We start from the raw sequence: 19,054 nt of genomic DNA, 5'->3' as shown, positions 1-19,054 counted from the left end.
CGCCCGGACGGAGGCCGCCCGGCAGGCTCCGAGCCGGGGCGGGGCCCGCGCCGCCGGTGAACTTTCCCGGTCACCGCACTAGATTCGACTCATGGCGGACTCGACACGCGAGATCGCACGCACATACGAAGTCATGGGGGTCGCCCGGCTGCCCGACCTGACCCGGGTGGCCGGGGTGGCGTCCGTCGCCCACCGGGGCGTCGACGAACTGGACGCCCTCCACTACGACACCGAGGACCTGCGGCTCACGGCCGACTCCCTCTCCCTGCGCCGCTGCCCCGACGGGCACGACGCGGGGTGGCACCTCACGATCCCGATCGCCCCGAACCTCCGCGACGACCTGCGCGAACCGCTCTCCGACACCGTGCCCCACTCCTTCGCCGGACTGCTCCGCTCCAGGATCCGCGACAACGCGCTCGTCCCCGTCGCCCGACTGCTCGGCACCCGCGACGCACACCACCTGAACGACGCCGACGGCACCCTGCTCGCCGCGGTCTCCGTCGACACCGTGCGGGCCGAACGACCGGCCGGCGGACCGGCCGCGGCCTGCTGGACCACGATCGAGGTCCGACTCGCCGACGGCGGCGACCCCGCCCTCCTCGACCTCGTCGAACAACGGCTGCGCCGGGCCGGAGCCCACCCGGTCACCGCCCCCTCCGCGCTCGCCCGGGCACTCGCCGCCACCGACCCGGACCGTGCCCCGGCGAGCGCACGGGGAAGGAGCACCCCCGAAACGGCGGCCCCGGCCACCGCGGGCGATCACGTCCTCGCGTACCTCCGCGCCCAGACCGAGGAGATCGTCGCCCTCGACCCCGCCGTGCGCCGCGACCTCCTCGACTCCGTGCACCGGATGCGCGTGGCCACCCGCAGACTCCGCAGCGCCCTTCGGACCTACCGGAAGATCCTCGACCGGAACGTCACCGACCCGGTCGGCGACGAGCTGAGATGGCTGGCCGCGGAACTCGGCGTCGGCCGCGACCAGGAGGTGCTCGACGCCCGGCTGCGCGCGGACCTCGACGAACTGCCCGGCACCCTGACCCTCGGACCCGTCCGCGCCCGGCTCCGGATCTGGTCGACGGCCCGCGGGGGCGACTCCCGCGCCCGCGTACTCGCCGTGCTCGACGGCCCTCGCTACCTGACCCTGCTGAACCGCCTCGACGCCCTGCTCGCCGGACCGCCGCTGCTGCCCGCCGCGTCCCGTGCCCCGGGGCGCACGCTGTCCCGCGCCGTGCTCAAGGACTACGCGCGCCTCGCCGCCCGCGTCGACCGCGCCCGGGACCTCCCGCCCGGCCACGCCCGGGATCTCGCCCTGCACGACGCCCGCAAGGCCGCCAAACGCGCCCGCTACGCGGCGGAGGCGGCCCGCCCCGCGCTGGGGAAACCGGCCGACCGGTTCGCCGGGCGGATGAAGGCGCTGCAGACCCTCCTCGGCGACCACCAGGACAGCGTGGTGGCCCGCGACGCCCTGCGCGACCTGGCCGTCCGGGCGCACGCCGCGGGGGAGCCCTCCTTCACCTGGGGACTGCTCCACGGGCGGGAGGAGGCGGTCGCCGCCGCGCGGGAGCGGCGGCTGCCGCGGGCGTGGCGACGGGCCTCCCGGCCCGGGCTGCGACGGGCTCTGGACGGCTGAGCGTCGCGGTACGCTGGATGGCCATCTCTGCCCGCTCTCGAAAGTGCGCGATGTCTGTCGATTCGGTCTTCCCACAGCTCGAAGCTCTGCTCCCGCATGTGCAGAAGCCCATCCAGTACGTCGGCGGTGAACTGAACTCCACCGTCAAGCCGTGGGACGAATGCGACGTCCACTGGGCGCTCATGTACCCGGACGCGTACGAGGTCGGACTCCCCAACCAGGGCGTCATGATCCTCTACGAGGTGCTCAACGAACGCGACGGCGTACTCGCCGAACGCACCTACAGCGTCTGGCCGGACCTCGAAGAACTCATGCGCGAGCACAAGGTCCCGCAGTTCACCGTGGACAGCCACCGCCCGGTCAAGGCGTTCGACGTCTTCGGCCTGAGCTTCTCCACCGAACTCGGCTACACCAACATGCTCACCGCCCTGGACCTCGCGGGCATCCCGCTGGAGGCGAAGGACCGCACCGTCGACGACCCGATCGTGCTGGCCGGCGGCCACGCCGCGTTCAACCCCGAGCCGATCGCCGAGTTCATCGACTGCGCGGTCATCGGCGACGGCGAGCAGGCCGTCCTGGAGATCACCGACATCGTCCGCGCCTGGAAGGCCGAGGGCCGGCCCGGCGGACGCGAGGAACTGCTGCTGCGCCTGGCGCGGACCGGCGGCGTCTACGTCCCGGGCTTCTACGACGTCGAGTACCTCCCGGACGGGCGCATCGGCCGGGTCGTGCCCAACCGGTCGGGCGTGCCGTGGCGGGTGTCCAAGCACACCGTGATGGACCTCGACGAGTGGCCGTACCCGAAGCAGCCCCTCGTCCCCCTCGCCGAGACCGTCCACGAGCGGATGTCCGTCGAGATCTTCCGTGGCTGCACCCGCGGCTGCCGTTTCTGCCAGGCCGGCATGATCACGCGCCCCGTGCGGGAGCGAAGCATCACCGGCATCGGCGAGATGGTCGACAAGGGTCTCAAGGCCACCGGGTTCGAGGAGGTGGGCCTGCTCTCGCTCTCCTCCGCCGACCACACCGAGATCGGCGAGATCGCGAAGGGCCTGGCCGACCGATACACCGAGGACAAGATCGGCCTCTCGCTGCCCTCCACCCGCGTCGACGCGTTCAACGTGGACCTCGCCAACGAACTGACCCGCAACGGCCGCCGTTCCGGCCTCACCTTCGCCCCCGAGGGCGGCTCCGAGCGGATGCGCAAGGTCATCAACAAGATGGTCTCGGAGGAGGACCTGATCCGCACCGTCGCCACCGCCTACGGCAACGGCTGGCGTCAGGTGAAGCTGTACTTCATGTGCGGGCTGCCCACCGAGACCGACGAGGACGTCCTCCAGATCGGTGACATGGCGGTCAACGTGATCGCCAAGGGCCGCGAGGTCTCCGGCCAGAACGACATCCGCTGCACCGTCTCCATCGGCGGCTTCGTGCCCAAGCCGCACACCCCGTTCCAGTGGGCCCCGCAGCTGAGTGCCGAGGAGACCGACGCCCGGCTGACCAAGCTCCGCGACAAGATCCGCGGCGACAAGAAGTACGGCCGCTCCATCGGTTTCCGCTACCACGACGGCAAGCCGGGCATCGTCGAGGGCCTGCTCTCGCGCGGCGACCGCCGGGTCGGCTCCGTGATCCGCGAGGTCTACGAGTCGGGCGGGCGGTTCGACGGCTGGCGCGAGTACTTCAGCTACGACCGCTGGATGAAGGCCGCCGAGCGGACACTGCCCGAGCTCGGCGTGGACGTCGACTGGTACACCACCCGCGAGCGGTCCTACGAGGAGGTCCTGCCCTGGGACCACCTGGATTCCGGCCTCGACAAGGACTGGCTCTGGGAGGACTGGCAGGACGCCCTCGACGAGACCGAGGTCGAGGACTGCCGCTGGACCCCGTGCTTCGACTGCGGCGTCTGCCCGCAGATGGACACCAGCATCCAGATCGGCCCGACCGGGAAGAAGCTGCTGCCGCTGACGGTGGTGAAGTAGCCGACGGCCGTGCGGCGGGCGCCCCGGCCGTGCCCGTCCGGGTGAGGCCCCTGACACGAACGCCCGCTCCGGGACCCCGGAGCGGGCGTTCGTGTCATGAGAGGCCCTCGGCCCTCGCCCGCGGTGACGCCCCGCGGGGAGCGGGGCCGTTCGAGCCCGGGGAACCCGGAAGCCCCCGTGCGCGTACTCTGGGTACTGCAACGACTGTGCCCAGCGCGGCGCCCGACCAGAGATCTCCCGCCCGGAGAGCAGAACACCGAGCGGGGCGAGCCGGACCGGACACCCCGGGCCACCCCGCATCTCGTGGGCGGTACGCCACCGCGTCCGCCCCGCACCGAGGAGAAGAACCACTGGGCAAGCGACAGCCCGAAGGCCCGCCGCCCGCACCGGCGGTGCAGCGCATCCGACTGCGCTACACCAAGCGCGGCCGCCTCCGGTTCACCAGTCACCGCGACTTCCAGCGCGCCTTCGAGCGGGCCCTGCGCCGCTCCGAGGTGCCGATGGCCTACTCGGCGGGCTTCACCCCGCACCCGAAGGTGTCGTACGCCAATGCCGCCCCCACCGGCACGGGCAGTGAGGCCGAGTACCTGGAGATCGCCCTCACCGAATCGCGGGACCCGGCCGTTCTGCGCGGGCTGCTCGACACCTCGCTGCCGGACGGCCTCGACGTGGTCGACGCCGTGGAGGCCCACACCTCGGGCCTCGCCGACCGGCTCACCGCGTCCGTGTGGGAACTGCGCCTCGACGGAGTCGCCGTGGAGACGGCGGCCGAGGCCGTGGAGGCCTTCAACGGCGCGGAGACCGTCGAGGTGCAGCGCCGGGCCAAGAACGGCGTGCGCACCTTCGACGCGCGGGCCGCCGTGGTCGACCTGCGGGCTCTCGACGCGCGGGCCGATGGGCCCGAGGACAGGCCCTGTGCGATACTGCGGCTGGTTGTTCGGCACGTGACACCTGCCGTGCGACCTGACGACGTCCTGTCCGGTCTCCGCGTTGTGGCCGACCTGGCGCCGCCGGTCCCGGTAGCGGTGACCAGGCTGGCGCAGGGGCTCTTCGACGAGGAGTCCGGCACGGTGACCGACCCGCTCGCGCCCGACCGCGAGGCAGCCCCGGCCGCCCTTTCCACGGCCACCGGGACCGCCGTCGCGACGGCGCCGGAAGGTGCAGGTTCCGCGTAAGGCGGTCGTTGCAGCGCAGTCCCGGGACTCGGGAGCCACCTGGGTCGGACCGCGCGATGACCCATAAGACTTTCGCCAGGCCGTGCGCACATCACGTACGGAACCGGCGAGCCAGACATTGAGCTCCTGTGCGGCGCCCGCGCCCCGGACGGCGGTTTCGCGCACATCACGCGGACCGCGCCGGACCGGAACCAGACGCGGCGCCCGGGAGCCTGACGGGAGAACCGCCCGCATGCCCCAGTCCAACGAACCCGGCACGACCGGGAACGTCGAAGAGAACAACGCCCCCGGCGACAAGCTGCCGCCGCGCCGCAGGCGCCGTGCCGCGTCCCGCCCGGCGGGCCCGCCGGTGACGGAGACGCAGGACGCCGCCCCGGCCATACCGGCCACCGATGCCGCGCAGGGCGACACCGCCGCCGGAACGGCGAGCGCCCCGGAGGCGGAGGCCGCGCCGCCGGCCCGTGCGCGTCGTCGTGCGGTGCGCAAGGCGACCGCTCCCGCCGGTGCGCCCAAGGCCGCCGAGGCCGTCGAGTCCGCCGTCGAGCAGGTGGCCGAGCCGGAGGCCCGGACCTCCGGGGCGACCGAGGCCGCCGCGGAGGCGGAGGCCGCGCCGCCGGCCCGTGCGCGTCGTCGTGCGGTGCGCAAGGCGACCGCTCCCGCCGGTGCGCCGAAGGCCGTCGAGACCGTCGAGTCCGCCGTCGAGCCGGTGGTGGAGGCGGAGGCCACGGCCGACGCCGACGTCGTCGAGGCGCCGCCGGCGCGTACCCGTCGTCGTGCGGCGCGCAAGGCGACGGCTCCGGCCGGTGCGCCCAAGGCCGCCGAGGCCGTCGAGATCGTCGAGACCGGGGAACCCGCCCGGGTCGTCGAGAGCGGCGCGGAGGAGACCGCCACCGAGGCCGCCGCCGAGCCCGCGCCGCGCGGACGCACCCGGCGCAGGGCGTCGGCCCCGGCGGGCGCGCCGCAGACCGCCGCAGCGGTGAGCGAACCCGTCGCGCCGGTGGCGGAAGCCCCCGCGGAGGAGGCCGAGGAGGCCGAGGAGGACGTCGTCGAGGTGGCCGCCACGGCCGGGACCGAGCCCGCCCCGGAGGCGGAGGCCGCGCCGCCCGCGCGTACCCGTCGCCGTGCGGTCCGCAAGGCGACCGCTCCCGCCGGTGCCCCGAAGGCGGCGGAGACCGCCCGGGCCACCGAGGTCGTCGTCGACACCGCCGAGAGCCACCCCGAGCCCGTGTCCGACGCGCCGGAGGCGGCCGAGGCCGAGGAGGCCGCACCGCAGGGCCGTCGGCGCCGTCGCGCCACCGCCCCCGCGGGCAGGCCCGAGTTCACCGCGCAGGCCGAGGAACCGGCGCGCAAGGGCCGTCGCGCGGCCCGGCCCGCCGTTGCCGTGTTCCAGGCACCTGTCTTCACCGAGCCCATGTTCCAGACGCCGGAGACCGCGGCCGCGGCTGCCGCCGCCTCGCGCCACGTGGAGACCACGGAGGCCGTGGAGGCGGTGGAGGCCGAGGAGGAGCCCGAGACGACGGTCGAGGCGCGGCCTGCCGTCGCCGAGGCCGCCCCGCAGGCCGGTTCGCGCCGTCGTCGCCGCCGTCGCGGCGAGGCCGTCGAGCCCGAGCAGGCGGCCCCGGTGGCCGAGGAGCACGTCGAGGACGAGGCCGAGCCGGACGTCGAGGCCGAGCACGAGGCGGAGCACGAGGGCGAGGAGACCGACGAGTACGGGGACCGCCCCGCACGCCGTCGCCGTCGCGGAGGCCGCCGTCGTCGCCGGGGCGAGAACAACGAGGGCGACGAGACCCAGGAGCAGCACGCCGAGGAGGCGGGCACCGAGGACGCCGACCACGCCGAGGACGAGCACGAGGGCGCCGCGGAGGCCGAGGAGGACGACGCGGACCACGAGGCGTCCGCCTCCGGCACCAGCAGCAGCCGTCGCCGTCGCCGTCGTCGTCGCCGCAGTGGTGACGCGACGACCGACGCCGAGGCCGGCGCGGACGACCCGGAGCGCACGGTCGTCAAGGTGCGCGAGCCCCGCAAGAAGGAGGAGCGGGAGCCGGGCACGGGCTTCGACGAGGTCCAGTCCATCAAGGGTTCGACGCGGATGGAGGCGAAGAAGCAGCGCCGCCGCGAGGGGCGCGAGCAGGGCCGCCGCCGGGTGCCGATCATCACCGAGGCCGAGTTCCTGGCCCGCCGCGAGGCCGTGGAGCGGGTCATGGTCGTCCGCCAGAGCGGCGAGCGCACCCAGATCGGCGTTCTTGAGGACAACGTGCTCGTCGAGCACTACGTCAACAAGGAGCAGGCGACCAGCTACGTCGGCAACGTCTACCTGGGCAAGGTGCAGAACGTACTGCCGTCCATGGAGGCCGCCTTCGTCGACATCGGCAAGGGCCGCAACGCCGTGCTCTACGCAGGCGAGGTGAACTTCGAGGCACTCGGCATGGCCCACGGGCCGCGTCGCATCGAGACCGCGCTCAAGTCCGGCCAGTCCGTCCTCGTCCAGGTCACCAAGGACCCGATCGGTCACAAGGGCGCCCGCCTGACGAGCCAGGTCTCGCTGCCCGGCCGCTACCTGGTCTACGTGCCCGAGGGCTCGATGACCGGCATCAGCCGCAAGCTGCCCGACACCGAGCGGGCCCGGCTGAAGACCATTCTGAAGAAGATCGTGCCCGAGGACGCGGGCGTCATCGTCCGTACCGCGGCGGAGGGCGCGAGCGAGGACGAGCTGCGCCGCGACGTCGAGCGGCTCCAGCAGCAGTGGGAGGAGATCCGGAAGAAGTCGAAGAGCACCGGCGGCTCCAACGCGCCGACCCTGCTCTACGGCGAGCCGGACATGACCGTCCGGGTCGTCCGCGACATCTTCAACGAGGACTTCTCCAAGGTCATCGTCAGCGGCGACGAGGCGTGGGACACCATCCACGGCTACGTCTCGCAGGTGGCGCCCGACCTGACGGACCGTCTGTCGCGCTGGACCTCCGAGGTCGACATCTTCGCGACGTACCGGATCGACGAGCAGCTGATGAAGGCGCTGGACCGGAAGGTCTACCTGCCGAGCGGCGGTTCGCTGGTGATCGACAAGACCGAGGCGATGGTCGTCGTCGACGTCAACACCGGCAAGTTCACCGGTCAGGGCGGCAACCTTGAGGAGACCGTCACCAAGAACAACCTGGAGGCGGCCGAGGAGATCGTGCGTCAGCTGCGGCTGCGCGACCTCGGCGGCATCGTGGTCGTCGACTTCATCGACATGGTGCTGGAGTCCAACCGGGATCTGGTGCTGCGGCGCCTGCTGGAGTGCCTGGGACGCGACCGCACCAAGCACCAGGTCGCCGAGGTGACCTCGCTGGGCCTGGTCCAGATGACCCGCAAGCGGGTGGGCCAGGGGTTGCTGGAGTCCTTCTCCGAACCCTGCGTGCACTGCAACGGGCGCGGTGTGATCGTGCACATGGAGCAGCCGTCCTCGGCCGGTGGCGGGGGCAACGGCAAGCGTTCCAAGAAGCGCGGCCGCGGCGCGGGCCACGACCACGAGCACGTGGTGGAGACCGGAACCGGTGCCGAGACCGCGGTCGAGACCGAGGCGGAGGTCGCCGCCGAGGTGGCCGCCCCGGTGGCACTGCCCGAGCCGGAGTTCGCCCCGGACGAGGAGCTGTACAGCAGCGCCGCCGAGGCCGAGGAGGCCGCCTCGCGCGGCCGTGGCCGACGTCGTGCGACCCGTAAGGCATCGGCACCGGCCGGAGCCCCGAAGGCCGCGGCGGCCCCCGCCCCGGTGGCCGAACCGGAGCCGGTCGTGGTCGCGGAGCCCGAGCCGGTGTCGGCGCCCGAGCCGGACGCCGAGGCCCCCGCGGCCGAGGCCCCGCAGGGGCGCACCCGTCGGCGGGCGACCCGCAAGGCGACCGCACCGGCGGGCTCGCCGGCCCCGGCCGAGCAGGCCGAGCCGGTCGAGCAGGCGGCAACGGTGGTGGTTCGGGCGGCCGCCGAGGCCCCGGCGGCCGAGGTCGCGCAGCCCGAGGTCGTGGCGGCGGAGGTCGTGGCGGAGGAGGTCGTCCCCGAGGCGGCCCCGCCGCGCGCCCGTCGCCGGGTGACCCGCAAGGTCACCGCCCCCGCGGGTTCGCCGACGGGTGCCGACGCGGCGGAGGTCGTCGTGGTGACCGGTTCCACCGAGGCGGAGCCCGACATCGCGTCGGCGCCCACCGCCGCGCCGACCGGGGCCGCCGAGGTCCCGACGGCATCGGAGGACGAGGCCGCGGCAGCCGAGGCACCGGCCAAGAAGGCGGTCCGCAAGACCGCCAAGAAGGCCACCGCCAAGAAGGCGGCCACGAAGAAGACCACGGCCAAGAAGACCGTCGCGAAGAAGACGGCGGCGAAGAAGACCACGGCCAAGAAGGCGGCGGCGAAGAAGACGGTCGCGGCCGAGCAGTCGGCGCAGCCCTCCGTGTCGGTCGACACCGAGAGCTGACCCCGGCCGTCGGCCCCTGTCGGAAGAGGCGCGAGCCCGTGCGCGGGCTCGCGCCTCTTCGGCGGGTGAGGGGCAGGTGACGGGCGAGTGACAGGCAGGTGCGGGCTGTGTGGACCGTGTCTCATCGACCCTGCCCTGAACGAAACTTGCTGTGAAAAGCCTGATAATGTGACGCGGCTGACGTCGGATATGGCATTCCCCGACATGCTCACGAGGATGTCCATCGGTACGGCGGTCCGCTTCCGGCAGGACTGACCACCTTCCGTGCCCCAGCTGTGACACTCCCCGGGGCAAAGGGTGATTTGAACGCAATATATTGATACAGAATCGGCAATGCGCCGAGGCGGCGGAACCACGTGCCGGTATGCGCACGTCTATGGAGTCGCCGCCGGTCACAGCTCTTGCGGTGTTCAAGGAGGATGTCCATGTCGAGCGACCCCAGGGAAACCATCCCTGCTGCCCGACCGGCGATCGGTGACGAAGAGATCGAGGCCGTGGTGCGCGTCATGCGCAGCGGTCGCGTCGTGCAGGGCCCGGAGGTCGCGGCCTTCGAGGAGGGCTTCTCGGAAATCGTCGCCGGACGCCACTGCGTCGCGGTGAATTCCGGCACCTCCGCGCTGCATCTGCTGCTGCTCGCCCTCGGGATCGGTCCCGGCGACGAGGTCATCGTCCCGTCGTTCTCCTTCGCGGCCTCCGCCAACGCCGTCCGGCTGGTCGGCGCCGACGTGGTCTTCGCCGACATCGAGCCGGGCAGCTTCGGGCTGGACCCGGCCGCCGTCGAGGCGGCCATCACGCCCCGCACGGCGGCGATCATGCCGGTGCACCTGTACGGCCACCCGGCGGCGATGGACAAGATCATGCCCATCGCCGAGAAGCACAAGCTCGCCGTGGTCGAGGACGCCTGCCAGGCCCACGCCGCCGCACTGAACGGCACCCCGGTCGGCAGCTTCGGCTCCGGCGGGACGTTCAGCTTCTACCCCACCAAGAACATGCACTCCCTTGAGGGCGGCATGATCTCCACGGCCGACGCCGGGATCGCGCGCACCCTGCGGCTGCTGCGCAACCAGGGCATGGAGCAGCGGTACGCCAACGAGATCGTCGGCGCCAACATGCGCCTGACGGACGTGGCCGCGGCCGTCGGCCGCGTCCAGCTGACCAAGCTGGCCGGCTGGACCGAGCAGCGCCGCGCCAACGCCGCGTACCTCGACGCCCACATCACCGCCCCGAGCGTCACGACGCCGCCGGTCTCCGAGGGCGCCCGGCACGTCTACCACCAGTACACGATCCGGGTACGGGGCGACCGCGACGCCGCGATGGCGAAGCTCACCGAGGCGGGCATCGGCAACGCCGTCTACTACCCGACCCCGATCCACCGGCTGAAGCCGTACTGGGAGCCCGACCAGAAGGCCGGCCGGACCTGGGACCTGCCCGAGACCGAGCGCGCCGCGGCCGAGGTCGTCTCGCTGCCGGTTCACCCGGCCCTCGGCCGGGGCGAGCTGGAGCGCATCGCCGACGCCGTGAACGCACTGGGGGAGAACCTGTGACCACCGCACCTCTGCGGGCCGGGCTCGTCGGCCTGGGCTCCATGGGCCGTCACCACGCCCGTGTCCTCGCCGGGCTCGACGGCGTGACCCTCGTCGGTGTCGTCGACCCGATGGGCGACAAGAACGGCTGGGCGCAGGGCGCCCCCGTGCTGTCCACGGTCGAGGAGCTGATAGCACTCGGAGTCGACTACGCGGTCGTGGCCTGCCCCACCGCGCTGCACGAGCAGGTCGGCCTCCAGCTGGCCGCGGCCGGTGTCTGCGCGCTGATCGAGAAGCCGGTGGCCGACACCGTCGAGGGCGCCCGCCGTCTCGTCGACGCCTTCGAGTCGCGCGGCCTGGTCGCCGGCGTCGGCCACATCGAGCGGTGCAACCCGGCGCTGCGCTCGCTGCGCACGCGTCTGGAGACCGGCGAGCTCGGCGACGTGTACCAGGTCGTCACCCGCCGCCAGGGCCCGTTCCCGCACCGCATCGCCGACGTCGGTGTGGTCAAGGACCTCGCCACCCACGACATCGACCTGACGGGTTGGGTGACGGGCCAGACCTACACGTCCATCGCCGCCCACACCGTCTCCAAGTCCGGCCGCCCGCACGAGGACATGGTCTCCGCCGTGGGCCAGCTCTCCGACGGAACCATGGTCAACCACCTGGTCAACTGGCTGAGCCCGCTCAAGGAGCGTTTCACCTCGGTCACCGGCGAACGCGGCACCTTCATCGCCGACACCCTCACCGCGGACCTCACCTTCCACTCGAACGCCGCGGTGGCCACCGAGTGGGAGGCGCTCCAGGCCTTCCGGGGCGTGTCCGAGGGCGACATGATCCGGTACGCGATCCCGAAGCGCGAGCCGCTGCTCGTCGAGCACGAGCTGTTCCGGGACGCGGTACTGGGCACGTCGGACGATATTTGTACATTGCGGCAGGGGCTGCGGACCGTCGAGGTGGCGGCCGCCGTTCTCGAGTCGGCAGTGAGCGGAACGACCGTCCGACTGGACGCCAACAGCGCGGCGAGCTGAATTCTCGACGGCGGGCACACCCCATGTGCCCGGTCCGCTCCGCCCTCCGAGGGGCGGAGCGGACACCGGCTCGTTCGTCTTGCACCGGAGGAAGAACAGAATGAAATCCCCTGCCCGTCGACCGCGGCTTGCCGTGATCGTCGCCAACGGCATCACAGGCGACTCGCGGGTTCAGAAGACGGCTGTGGCCGCCGCGCGTGACGGATGGGACGTCACGCTGATCGGCAGGAGCGACACCAAGCGTGTCCAGCGGTCGCGGATGGGTCCGATCGAGGTGATCCGCGTCCCCGTGGCCAAGGAGTACATGCGTTCGGTCAAGGCGCGCAGGGCACATCCGCTGCGCGGCACCATGACCCAGTTCCGGCTCCAGGACCAGGCGGCGCTGAGCCGCTACCGTGCCTCCTACCACGCGTGGGTGCGTCGTACGTCGGCGGAGACCACCTGGTCGGGCGCCCCCCGGCGCGTGTCGTTGAAGGCCGTGCTGCGCGCGCGTCGCGCCGTCTACAAGCTGCGGGTGCGTGCCTTCAAGTGGGAGCAGCGCCGGGTGCCCAAGAACGCGGCGCCGGTTCGCGACTGGCGTCAGGACTGGCCGCAACTTGTCGACCTGGACCTGGCGTTCGGCCCGGTGATCGAGGAACTCAGGCCGGACGTCATCCACGCCAACGACGCCACCATGATCGTGACCGCCGCGTCCAGCGCCGCACGCCTCAGGGCGGGCGGCCACCGGTGTGTCTGGGTCTACGACGCGCACGAGTACATCCGGGGCGTCGAATGGCCCAACCCGCGGCAGGCGTACGCCCTTCCCGCGGCGGAGGCGGAGTACATCGGCCGGGCGGACGCGGTGGTCACCGTCTCCCCCCAGCTCGCCGAACTGCTCAAGAACGACCACGGGCTGTCCAAGCTCCCTCTGGTCGTGGGCAACTCCCCGGTCCGCGAGGTGATCGGCTCCGGCTCGGTGCGTGCCTCCGTCCGTGAGGTGTGCGGTCTCGGCCCCGAGGTCCCGCTCATGGTGTATTCGGGCTGGCTGGGACCGGAACGCGGTGTGGACGCCGTGATCAACGGTCTTCCCCGGCTTCCCGGTGTGCACCTGGCTCTGGTCTGCAGCCGGACGACGCCGCTGCTGGAGCAGATGCTGGCGACCGCCGAGACGCTCGGCGTGCGCGACCGCATCCACCTGGTGCCCTACGTGTCGCAGCACGAGGTCGCCGATTACCTGTCCTCGGCGGACATCGGTCTCACCCCGTTCCGGCGCGTGCCCAACTGCGAGGTCTCGCTGCCGACCAAGGTCTCCGAGTACCTGCAGGCGCGGCTCCCGCTGGTCACCAGCGACGTGCGGGTGATCAAGGCGTATGTGGAGGAGAAGGACCTCGGAGAGGTCTTCACCTGGGACGACCCCACCACTTTCGTCGACGCCGCGTCCCGCGCGCTGAAGCGCCGTGCCGAGCTCACCGGGCACATCACCGAGGACGTGCTCAAGGAACTGTCCTGGGAGCACCAGAGCGCCGGACTGCTCAAGCTGTACCGCACCCTGTCGAAGAAGACGCCGCCGGTGCCGGTCACCGAGGTGCCCTGGAACATCCAGGAGACCCCCGGCAGCCCGACGATAGGCGCGAGCAGCGGCAAGGCCGGTGCCCCGGTCTGGACCGCGCTCGGTTCCACACCGATCAAGCTGGGCATCGGACCGGCCAACTACGCCGGTCAGGGCGCGGCCTTCGCCCAGGCGGTGTCGCAGGCGAACCCCGACGTGTCCGTCGAGGTCGTCATGAACAAGCGGGCGGAGAGCTTCGACTACCCGGCGGACGTGTACGTCGACGCCGACCGGCTGGTCGACCTCGATGTCCAGGTGCAGCAGGTACAGCGGATCGTCGGCCGCTACAGCCACCTGCTCGTCGACGCCTTCATGCCGGCCTTCGGACTCCTGAACGGCGACACGATCGCCGGGGACCTCGCGGCGCTGCGCAAGGCCCGCATCAAGGTCGCGCTCCTGTCGCACGGCAGTGACATCCGCCACCCCGCGAAGCATCTGGAGCGGCACGAGTACTCGCTGTTCCGGGACGCCCCCGACGGGATCGCCAAGAAGCTCCAGGTCAAGGCCGAGAGGAACCGGCGCATCGCCGACGAGAGCGGTCTGCCGGTCTTCGTCACGACCCCCGATCTCCTCGACGACCTGCCGATGGCCAAGTGGGCGCCGCTCGTGGTGGACGTGGAGTCGTGGGCGGCCGATCGTGCGGTGATGGAGCGGAAGCGGCCCATCGTGCTGCACGCCCCGTCCAAGCGCTGGACGAAGGGCACGGACCGGATCATGCCCGTGCTCACCGAGCTGCACGACAGGGGCGTGATCGACTTCAGGCTCGTCGAGGGCATCCCCTGGGCCGAGATGCAGGCGCTGGTGAAGGAGAGCGACCTGGTCGTGGACCAGGTCACCACGGGCAGCTACGGCACGTTCGCCGTCGAGGCGATGGCCGCCGGCAAGCCGGTGATCGCCTACATCAGCGACGCGGTGAAGGCAACGGCCAACGGTGACCTGCCGATCGTGAGTGCCACCCCGGACACCCTGCGCGAGGTGCTGGGCTCCTTGGTCGACGACCGGGAGGGGACGGCTGCCATCGGCCGTGCCTCGGCGGAATTCGCTCGTACTTACCACGACGGACGCTGGACCGCACAGGTGCTGAGCGGTTTCCTCAAGTGACGCGTCCGGGGGAAAGGTTGTTGATGGAGACGCAGGACCTCGGTATCGAACGGCCCGCCAGAGGCAGGGTCGTGATGCTGGTCGACAACAAGGTCGAGGGCGATTCTCGGGTCCAGAAGGCCGCCGAGTCCATGGCGGCAGCCGGCTGGGACGTGACGCTGCTGGGCCTGGTGCGCGCCGGCAAGGGGCGTAGCTGGAAGCTGGGCGACGCCGAGGTGCGGCTGCTGCCGTTGAAGGCGCCACTGGCGAAGCGGCACGCCGAGCGGCACCGCTCGTTGCTGCGTCGCCCCCTGGCCTACCCGCCCGGCCCCCTCGCCGCGTACCGGCGGCAGTGGGCCAAGGCGTGGCGTGCGGACGTCGCCACCCGCCGGGCCGCGCTCAAGGTGGCACCGCAGGCTGTCGGCACGCCGGGATTCCGCAAGTCGGAACAGGCCCGTCTCGCGGTCGCCGGGCCGGCGTCGAAGGTGATGCAGCGCTGGATCGACTTCCGGGCGCGGCAGTCCACGGAGGCGCAGAAGGCGGGGAGGCGTCTGCGTGGTCCGATCGACCGGGTGTTCACCGCGGCCTGGAAGACCACCAAGGGGAATCGCGCCTGGCGTCGGCTCGAACCCGCGCTGTGGGACTACGAACTGACGTACGGCAAGGTGATCGACGCCCTTGAGCCGGATCTGATCCACGCCAACGACTTCCGGATGCTCGGAGTCGGGGCCCGTGCCACCGTCCGGGCCCGGGCGGCGGGCCGCCGGGTCAAGCTGGTCTGGGACGCGCACGAGTTCCTGCCGGGGGTCCGTCCGTGGGAGGACAACGCGCACTGGATCCCGGGCAATACGGCGCACGAGAGCGAGTTCGCCCCCTACGCCGACGCGGTGGTGACGGTGTCCGAGGGGCTCGGGGACCTGCTGCGCGAGCGTCATTCCCTGACCGCACAGCCCACGGTCGTGCTCAACGCCCCCGATCGGCCGGTCGAGCGGCGTGCCGCGGACGACGCCGAGCCGATGCCGGACCTGCGGGAACAGTGCGGCATCGGCCCGGACGTCCCGCTCGTGGTCTACAGCGGTTCGCCCGGACCGCAGCGCGGCCTCGGAGAGATGGTGGAGGCGCTGCCGCACCTGGACGGCGTGCACATGGCGCTCGTCGTGCCCAGCCCGGCCGCCGGCTACATCAAGGGCCTGCTCGCCCGGGCGGAGGAGCTGGGAGCGGGGGACAGGCTCCACGCGGTGCCCTACGTGCCGCACTGGCAGGTGGTCCCGTTCCTGTCCGCCGCGAACGTCGGCTGCATCCCGATCCACCACTGGCCGAACCACGAGATCGCGCTGATCACCAAGTTCTTCGAGTACTCGCACGCGCGGCTGCCGCTGGTCGTCAGCGACGTGAAGACCATGTCCGAGATGGTCCGTTCGACCGGACAGGGCGAGGTCTGCGCCGCCGAGGACGTGACGGACCTGGTCCGCGCGATCAAGCAGACGCTGGCCGACCCCGACCGCTATCGCGCCGCCTACGACAAGCCCGGACTGCTGGACAACTGGACATGGGAAGCACAGGCCGAGGTTCTCGACGGTCTTTACACCAATCTGCTCTCCGACGGCGAGAAGGCGGAAAACGGACGATGACGAAGGCTCCTGACGTCAGTGTGGTGGTCGCCGTGTACAACACGATGCCCTACCTGACGGAATGCCTGAACTCCCTCGTCGGGCAGAGCATCGGCCTCGACCGGCTGGAGATCGTCGCGGTCGACGACGGCTCGACGGACGACAGCGGCGCCGAGCTCGACCGTTTCGCCGAGCGCTACCCCGGCACGGTCAAGGTCGTCCACCAGACCAACTCCGGTGGTCCCGCGATGCCGAGCAACCGGGCGCTGGAACTCGCCACCGGCAGATACGTCTACTTCATCGGTTCCGACGACTACCTGGGCGAGGAGGCGCTGGAGCGGTTGGTGTCCTGCGCCGACTCCAACGGCTCCGATGTCGTCGTCGGCAAGATGGTGGGCACCAACGGCCGGTACGTGCGCCAGTCGCTCTACAAGGCGAACGACCCGGACGTCAGCCTCTACGGCCCGGAGCTTCCCTTCGCCCTTGCCAACACCAAGCTCTTCCGCCGGGAGCTGGTGGAGAGGCACAAGCTGCGCTTCCCCGAGGACCTGCCGGTCGGCAGCGACCAGCCCTTCACCATCGAGGCGTGCGTGCGGGCGCGCCGGATATCCGTGGTCGCCGACTACACCTGCTACTACGCGGTGAAGCGCGGCGACTCCAGCAACATCACCTATCGTGCGAACCATCTGTCACGGCTGCGCTGCACCTCCGTGATCATGGAGCACGCGGCCGGGCTGATCGAGGCCGGGCCGAAGCGGGACGCCGTCCTCAAGCGTCACTTCACCTGGGAGCTCTCCAAGCTCATCCAGGACGACTTCGTGGAGCTCGACGACGGAACCAGGCGCGAGATCTGCGCCGGCATAGCCCGGCTGGCGGACTCCTATCTGACCGATCCGCTGAGCGACGGGCTCCCGGTCAAGCTGCGGGCGCGGCTCCGGCTCGCGCAGCGCGGTGCCGTCGACGAACTCTGCCGCGCCATCAGCGACGAGGCCGAGCACGGTGCTCCCCCCTTCCAGCTGGAGAACGGCCGGGCCTTCGCCCGGTACCCCGGCTTCCGCGACGCGGCGCTCGAACTCCCGGACCGCTGCTTCGAACTGGTCGGGGAGAAGGTCCCGGGACGGCTCGCGGACCGGACCCGGCTTGTCGAGTCGGAGTGGGTGCAGACCGGCGACGAGCTCTCGCTCGCGCTGACGGTCAGCGTGGGCGTCGTCGGCGAGACCGACTCCGTGGTGATGCGCCTCGTCGAGGGCGCCATGCCCAAGAGCGCGGACAAGGCCCGCGCCCGCCGGGTGCCGGACGGGCACGAACTGCCGCCGGTACGCGGTGAGTTCAGTCGTGAACTCGAATCGGACGGTGGCGCCACCCTGGTGCGCGCCCTGATTCCGTTGGAGCCGCGCAAGGTCAAGCGTGGGCTGCGTGTCTTCATGGACGTGGCCGGGAACACGTACGAGATCCCGGTGCGGGCGGACGGCCTGCCCATGCCGTTGGCCCGTTGCTGGCACGGCGAGAAGAAACCGTACCGGGCGGCGGCACAGCTCAACCCCAAGGGGCGTGTGATCATCAGCACCGGCCCGCTCCATCTGCTCCAGAAGCCGCTGGGCTCGCGGCTGCGATCCCGACTGACCCGCGTCATGCGCTCCAAGAGGAAGTAACCATGAACATCTGTGTAGTCGCCCTGGGCAAGATCGGTCTGCCGCTCGCCGTGCAGTTCGCGGCCAAGGGCCACCGGGTGATCGGTGCCGACGTCAACGAGAAGGTCGTGGAGCTGGTCAACGCCGGCGTCGAGCCGTTCCCCGGCGAGCACGACCTCGACATCAAGCTCAAGGAGACCGTCGAGGCCGGGCTGCTGAGCGCCACGACGGACACCACGGCCGCCGTGGCCGCGTCCGAGGCCGTCGTGGTCGTCGTCCCGCTCTTTGTGGACGCCGAGGGCACGCCCGACTTCGGCTGGATGGACTCCGCGACCAGGGCCATCGCCGCCGGACTCAAGCCCGGCACGCTGGTCAGCTACGAGACCACGCTGCCGGTCGGCACCACCCGCACCCGCTGGGCGCCGATGCTCGAAGAGGGCTCCGGTCTCAGGGCCGGCGAAGACTTCCACCTGGTGTTCTCCCCGGAGCGAGTGCTCACCGGCCGGGTCTTCGCGGACCTGCGCCGCTACCCCAAGCTGGTCGGCGGGATCGACGAGGCGTCGACCGCGCACGGCGTGTCGTTCTACGAGTCGGTTCTGGACTTCGACGAGCGCACGGACCTGCCGCGGGCCAACGGTGTCTGGGACCTGGGCACGTCGGAGGCGTCGGAGCTGGCCAAGCTCGCCGAGACGACCTACCGGGACGTGAACATCGGCCTGGCGAATCAGTTCGCCCGCTTCGCCGACCAGCAGAACATCGACGTCCTCAAGGTCATCGAGGCCTGCAACTCCCAGCCGTACAGCCACATCCACCGGCCGGGCATCGCCGTCGGCGGCCACTGCATCCCGATCTACCCGCGGATGTACCTGTGGAACGACCCCTCGGCGACCGTGGTGCGTTCGGCGCGCGAGGCCAACGCGGCCATGCCCGAGTACGCGGTCGACCTGCTCGCCGCCGCCTACGGCGACCTGGACGGGGCGGGCGTGCTGGTGCTGGGCGCGGCCTACCGCGGCGGCGTGAAGGAGACGGCCTTCTCCGGCGTCTTCCCGACCGTCGAGGCGCTGAAGGCGCGTGGCGCGGTGCCGTTCGTCTCCGACCCGATGTACACGTCCGAGGAACTGGCAGCGCACGGCCTCGTCCCGCACGAGGGCCAGACCGTCACCGCCGCGATCCTCCAGGCCGACCACGCCGAGTACCGCGAGCTGGCCGCCGCCGACCTCCCGGACGTCCGGGTCCTGGTCGACGGCCGTCGCGTCACGGACCCGGCCCGCTGGGAAGGTGTCCGCCGGGTCGTCATCGGCGGCTGAACCCGCGTCCGCCCGCCGGGCCCCCCCCCCCCCGCCCCCCCGCGCGGGCGCCCCCCCCCCGTGGG

10 protein-coding genes are annotated in these 19,054 nt (G+C 71.8%); all 10 read left to right on the top strand.

What is annotated here, in order from left to right; genetic code table 11:
• The first annotated feature begins 91 nt into the window (after positions 1–91).
• The 10 genes from ACF1CT_RS14285 to ACF1CT_RS14240 all read left to right on the top strand — a co-directional run bounded on the left by ACF1CT_RS14285 (position 92) and on the right by ACF1CT_RS14240 (position 18,989).
• A complete protein-coding gene (locus ACF1CT_RS14285; protein ID WP_391784104.1) occupies positions 92–1,630 on the top strand; it encodes a CHAD domain-containing protein in 1,539 nt (512 codons plus the stop codon).
• Positions 1,631–1,680: 50 nt separating this feature from the next.
• Positions 1,681–3,606, top strand: coding sequence for a TIGR03960 family B12-binding radical SAM protein (locus ACF1CT_RS14280; RefSeq protein ID WP_391784103.1), 1,926 nt, complete (start codon positions 1,681–1,683; stop codon positions 3,604–3,606).
• A 392-nt stretch (positions 3,607–3,998) separates the two neighbouring features.
• Complete coding sequence (locus ACF1CT_RS14275) at positions 3,999–4,781, top strand: TIGR03936 family radical SAM-associated protein (protein WP_391784102.1); 783 nt, start codon at positions 3,999–4,001, stop codon at positions 4,779–4,781.
• Positions 4,782–5,013: 232 nt separating this feature from the next.
• The gene (locus ACF1CT_RS14270; protein ID WP_391784101.1) at positions 5,014–9,219 is read left to right on the top strand and encodes a ribonuclease E/G; all 4,206 of its coding nucleotides are present in this window, start codon (positions 5,014–5,016) and stop codon (positions 9,217–9,219) included.
• Positions 9,220–9,638: 419 nt separating this feature from the next.
• Positions 9,639–10,763 carry a DegT/DnrJ/EryC1/StrS family aminotransferase gene (locus ACF1CT_RS14265; RefSeq protein ID WP_391784100.1) on the top strand — a complete coding sequence of 375 codons (1,125 nt, stop codon included), beginning with the start codon at positions 9,639–9,641 and terminating at the stop codon, positions 10,761–10,763.
• The gene (locus ACF1CT_RS14260) at positions 10,760–11,773 is read left to right on the top strand and encodes a Gfo/Idh/MocA family protein (protein WP_391784099.1); all 1,014 of its coding nucleotides are present in this window, start codon (positions 10,760–10,762) and stop codon (positions 11,771–11,773) included. Before ACF1CT_RS14265 ends, ACF1CT_RS14260 begins: the two co-directional genes overlap by 4 nt.
• A gap of 100 nt (positions 11,774–11,873) precedes the next feature.
• Positions 11,874–14,462: a glycosyltransferase family 4 protein gene (locus tag ACF1CT_RS14255; protein WP_391784098.1), complete on the top strand. Its 2,589-nt coding sequence runs from the start codon at positions 11,874–11,876 to the stop codon at positions 14,460–14,462.
• A 23-nt stretch (positions 14,463–14,485) separates the two neighbouring features.
• Positions 14,486–16,072: a glycosyltransferase family 4 protein gene (locus ACF1CT_RS14250; RefSeq protein WP_391784097.1), complete on the top strand. Its 1,587-nt coding sequence runs from the start codon at positions 14,486–14,488 to the stop codon at positions 16,070–16,072.
• Entirely contained in the window at positions 16,069–17,703 is a 1,635-nt protein-coding gene (locus tag ACF1CT_RS14245) for a glycosyltransferase family 2 protein (protein WP_391784096.1), read from the top strand. Before ACF1CT_RS14250 ends, ACF1CT_RS14245 begins: the two co-directional genes overlap by 4 nt.
• Positions 17,704–17,705: 2 nt before the next feature.
• Positions 17,706–18,989, top strand: a complete 1,284-nt coding sequence (locus ACF1CT_RS14240) for a nucleotide sugar dehydrogenase (protein ID WP_391784095.1) — start codon at positions 17,706–17,708, stop codon at positions 18,987–18,989.
• The last annotated feature ends 65 nt before the right edge of the window (positions 18,990–19,054 follow it).

Origin of the sequence: Streptomyces sp. NPDC014734 (genome assembly GCF_043083325.1) — a bacterium.
GTDB lineage: Bacteria > Actinomycetota > Actinomycetes > Streptomycetales > Streptomycetaceae > Streptomyces.
This window is presented reverse-complemented; position numbering and strand designations above follow the sequence as displayed.